Here is a 4766-nt window from a genome sequence, read left to right on the forward strand (position 1 = left end):
AAATAAGTCATTTCATTAAGACACTCTAAGAATAAAAAATAAAAAAACTCCTACCCAATTTATGCCCCGTCCTTGGGGCGGAAATTGGCTCATCACGTCCTGTGATGAATTACGGAGTTTTTTTATTTTTTCTTCTAAGATTGTCTAAAATTCATTCAAATTATTTACAAACCACTTTATGCTACTGTGTTATTATTTTTATACAGATTATTTTTATTGGTTTTTTATTCAATAACCTAATTTTATTTTTAGCCATAAGTAAACTGAATATCCATTAATATATTTTTAATTTTTAACTAAATTATGTAAAAAATAACTAAATAATTTAAAATATCATTCAATTTTTTATATTGATATAATTACAAAAATTGACTTGTACATAAATTATTATTGCATTTTTTTACTTGCAAGCCGAAACATTGCTTTTATATTGACAAGAATCATTGTAAACATTAATATACTCAATATAAATTCATATAAAGTAATATTTTCACATTATAATCTGTTTTTTGTATATTGATAAAGTATTTACTTTTTACTAATATATGCTATGGACGTATTCTACATATTTATACAATATTCTAGAAATTAAGGAGGTTATTTTCATGAAAAAGTTTCTACAATTTTTTTGTCTACTATGTATATTAATTAGTTTTTTAAACATTTTTGGTCCTAATCCCTTTCAAAACAAAACAAAAAATATAGTTTTACAAGGAGATTTAAAAATTAATCAAGAAGGTGTGCCTTTTAGTGGCTGCTGGGTTATAACTGATTATAAAATGAGTGATTTATATTCTTTAGATACTAGAGAATTAAAGAAAACCCTAGGCACCACTGCTATAGTTAATAAAAACAATGTTTTACTACTTGGCAACGTGTATAAAAATCCATATTTTAAAACTAAAATAGTAAAACCTGAGGAATATTTTAACAAATACAATATATCTCCTTCTGATTTAGGCATAGATAATAACAAAAAAGTAAAAGTTATTGATATTATAGGTAAAAATAATTCCTCTACCCAAGTAGTAAAAATTGATGAAAATACTTTAATAACTCAATTAGGCGGTACATTTTTTATATACAATAAAAAATAATATGCACTTTAACTTTCCCCCCCATTATCCTCCCTTTCTATAATTCCCAACAAATTTTAAATAAAAAAATTTAATAACAATTTATGATTATTTTATGATTTTATGTAAATAATAACTATATATAATATTATGGGAGGAGTATACATGAGAATTCCAAATCATATAGGATTAATACCAGATGGAAATAGACGTTGGGCTGTTTCTAAAGGTTATTCAAAAGAAAAAGGTTACCAATATGGTTTAATGCCAGGATTAATTATGTTTAAACTTTGTGAAAAAGAAGGTGTAAAAGAATTAACTTATTATGGATTTACTACAGATAATACTAAAAGACCAGCTTTTCAAAGAAAATCTTTTACAGAGGCTTGTGTTAAAGCAGTAGAAATGCTCTCAAAAGAAAATGCTTCTTTACTAGTAGTAGGCAATACAAAATCTCCTATGTTTCCAAAATCTCTACTTCCTTATACTAAAACTAGAACTGATTTTGGAAAAGGAGGTATAAAAGTAAACTTTTTAGTAAACTACGGCTGGGAATGGGATTTAGGTAATTTATCTGAAAATAGCAGCACCAATAGAAAAACCATAACTAGTTTTCTTAAATCTTCAGATATATCTAGAGTAGATTTAATTATAAGATGGGGAGGAAGAAGAAGATTAAGTGGATTTCTTCCAGTACAGTCTATTTACTCAGATTTTTATGTTATAGACAGATATTGGCCTGACTTTAAACCAGAAGATTTTTACAATGCCCTTCAATGGTACGACACTCAAGACATAACTTTAGGAGGCTAAAACACCATTAAAATCAAAAAAAACAATTCCAGTAAAAATAAAATTTTTACTGGAATCACAAACTCTCAACTCTTCACTCCTAAATACCCTCCATAAATCCCAACAAAACCAAAAATTTTTCGTTAATGTCAATGGAGAAAAATTCCCCTCAACCCTTCATTCTTAACTCTCAACTCTTCACTCTAAAAGCTCTTCACTAAAAAAAATTGCATCACAATTTTTTATAACCTTTTTAAATTTTTCATACTTAAATCTAAGGCTTTGTGAGAATGAGTAGTAGCTCCAGTAGATATATAGTCTACGCCCGATTCTGCTTTTTCTTTTATATTGTCTAAAGTTATATTTCCTGAAGCTTCTGTTATAGCTCTTCCATTTATAATACTTACTGCTTTTTTCATATTTTCTGCAGTCATATTATCTAGCATTATTATATCTGCTTTTGCTTCCAAAGCTTCTTGTAATTGCTGAAAATTTTCCACTTCTACTTCTATTTTTCTTACAAAAGAAGCATTTTTTCTAACTAATTCTATAGCATTTTTAATTCCCCCAGCAGCATCTATATGATTATCTTTAATAAGCACACCATCTGAAAGATTGTATCTATGATTAACTCCTCCACCTATTTTAACTGCATATTTTTCAAACACTCTCATATTTGGAGTAGTTTTTCTTGTATCTAAAAGTTTAGCATTAGTTCCTTGTAATTCATCTACAAATTTTTTTGTAAGTGTAGCTATTCCGCTCATTCTTTGAAGGTAATTAAGAGCTGTTCTCTCCCCAGTAAGAATTGCTCTAGTACTACCTTTTATATGACCTATAACTTCTCCCTTTTTAACTTTATCTCCATCTTGTACTAAAAAATCTACATCTACTTCTCCAACAAAATGAAATACTCTTTCAAACACATTAATTCCTGCAATAATACCTTCTTCTTTTGCTATTAAATCTACTATGGACTTATCTTTTTCATTTACTATACTATTTGTAGTAACATCTCCATAAGGTATATCTTCTTTTAAAGCACTTTTTATAAATTCATCAATTAAAAGCCAATTCATTTTCAATATCTCTCCTTAGCTCTTTTATTTTTTTAGTTACAATTTCTATGGAATTTTCTCTGTAAAATTTAATATCTTTATTTAATTTATCCACTTCTACAGATAAAACTTCAGTAGAATCTACATTGTCATTTATAACTTTTGCTGCTCTTTTAGAAAATACTAAAGCTTCTAATAAAGAGTTACTAGCTAATCTGTTTTTGCCATGAACTCCTGTGCAGCTAACTTCTCCACAAGCAAACAAATTTTCCATAGAAGTTCTAGAATAATTATCTACTTTTATGCCCCCCATAAAATAGTGTTGAGCAGGAGTAATGGGAATAAATTCTTTAGAAATATCTATTCCTCTTTCTTTGCATTTATTATATATAGTAGGAAATCTGTTTTTCAAAAAAAATTTTTCCATAAAAGTTACATCTAAATAAACACAATTGCTATTTGTTCTTTTTTCTTCTTCATATATATATTTTGTAACTATATCTCTTGGTAAAAGTTCTTCTACAAACCTATTACCATATTTATTTAAAATTTTTCCACCTTCTCCTCTAACGGCTTCTGATATTAAAAATCTTCTTTCTTCTTTTTGATTTTCATATAAAGAAGTAGGATGAAACTGAATATAATCTAAATTAGCAACTTCAATATTATTTTTAATAGCTGTAGCTATTCCATCACCTGTTAATATTCTCTCATTAGTAGAGTTTTTAAAAACCCCTCCTATACCACCACAAGCTAATATTACAAAACGGCTGTGAATATTAATTTGCTTTTGGTCTTTAAAAGCAACTACACCACTACATACATTATTATATTTTATTAAATCTACCATATATGTATTTTCATATATAGTTATATTTCTCTTTTCTCTTGCATTTTTGATTAGTGTTTCTTCAAGTTCTTCTCCTGTTTTATCCTTATAATGAACAATTCTATTTATACTGTGTGCTCCTTCTTTGGTATAGCGTATATTTCCCTTATCGTCTTTATCTAAATTCATACCTAATTTATAAATATTTTCTATATTTTCTATAGATTCTTTTACTAAAATTTCCACTGATTTTTTATCATTTTCATATTTTCCTGCTTTCATGGTATCTTCTATGAAGCTTTCTATATCCTCTTCTCCTCTAAGACAACATATTCCACCTTGAGCAAGATTAGTGTTACATTCATTTATTTTACCTTTGGAAATCATTAAAATATCTACATTATCCTTAATATTAAGTGCAGCATAAAGCCCTGCTGCTCCTGTACCCACTATAACAACATCAGTATATAAGTCCATATTAACACTTCCTAAAATTTATTTAGTTATTTAGATAATAAAAGCATGTTATTTAAAGCATCATATGCCTTTTTTCTTACATTTTCATTTATATTAATTTGGTGTTTACCTGTGCATAAAGCATTATAAACATGCTCCAAAGTAATTTTTTTCATATCATGGCAGACAATATTTTTAAAAGTGATAAACTCTTTATCAGGATTTTTTTTCTTTAAAACATGCATTATACCTTCTTCAGTACCAATAAAGAACCTTTTATTAGAACTATTAGTAGCATATTTTATAATATCTCCAGTACTTCCTATAAAATCCGCCTGATCCCTTACTACCTTTTCAGCTTCAGGATGAACTAAAAACTCTATATCTGGAGAAGATTTTTTAAGTTCTCTTATTTTTTCTTCATTTATTTGTCTATGTACAGGACAAAAACCTTGCCACAAAATTATATTTTTATTACTTACTTTTTCTTTTATGTACTCTCCTAAATTTTTATCTGGTAAAAATATAATTTCATCACTATCAATATTTTCAATT

The 4766-nt window shown here is 27.1% G+C and carries 5 protein-coding genes; 2 read left to right on the plus strand and 3 right to left on the minus strand.

Annotated elements, in window-relative coordinates:
- Window positions 1-605 precede the first annotated feature (605 nt).
- Complete coding sequence (locus CLOACE_RS11315) at window positions 606-1097, plus strand: hypothetical protein (RefSeq protein ID WP_070111357.1); 492 nt, start codon at window positions 606-608, stop codon at window positions 1095-1097.
- Window positions 1098-1241: 144 nt separating this feature from the next.
- On the plus strand, window positions 1242-1889 hold the full coding sequence (locus CLOACE_RS11320) for an undecaprenyl diphosphate synthase family protein (protein WP_070111358.1): 648 nt from the start codon (window positions 1242-1244) through the stop codon (window positions 1887-1889).
- A 221-nt stretch (window positions 1890-2110) separates the two neighbouring features.
- Here the strand turns inward: CLOACE_RS11320 and nadC are convergent, their stop codons facing one another.
- The 3 genes from nadC to CLOACE_RS11335 all read right to left on the minus strand — a co-directional run.
- Window positions 2111-2947 carry a carboxylating nicotinate-nucleotide diphosphorylase gene (gene nadC, locus CLOACE_RS11325; RefSeq protein ID WP_070111359.1) on the minus strand — a complete coding sequence of 279 codons (837 nt, stop codon included), beginning with the start codon at window positions 2945-2947 and terminating at the stop codon, window positions 2111-2113.
- A complete protein-coding gene (locus CLOACE_RS11330; protein ID WP_070111360.1) occupies window positions 2928-4232 on the minus strand; it encodes an L-aspartate oxidase in 1305 nt (434 codons plus the stop codon). The genes nadC and CLOACE_RS11330 overlap by 20 nt, the downstream gene beginning before the upstream one ends.
- Before the next feature lie 26 nt (window positions 4233-4258).
- The coding region (locus CLOACE_RS11335) for a quinolinate synthase NadA (protein ID WP_175429466.1) at window positions 4259-4766 on the minus strand (508 nt) is incomplete at its 5' end.

Origin of the sequence: Clostridium acetireducens DSM 10703, from assembly GCF_001758365.1 — a bacterium.
GTDB lineage: Bacteria > Bacillota > Clostridia > Clostridiales > Clostridiaceae > Clostridium_C > Clostridium_C acetireducens.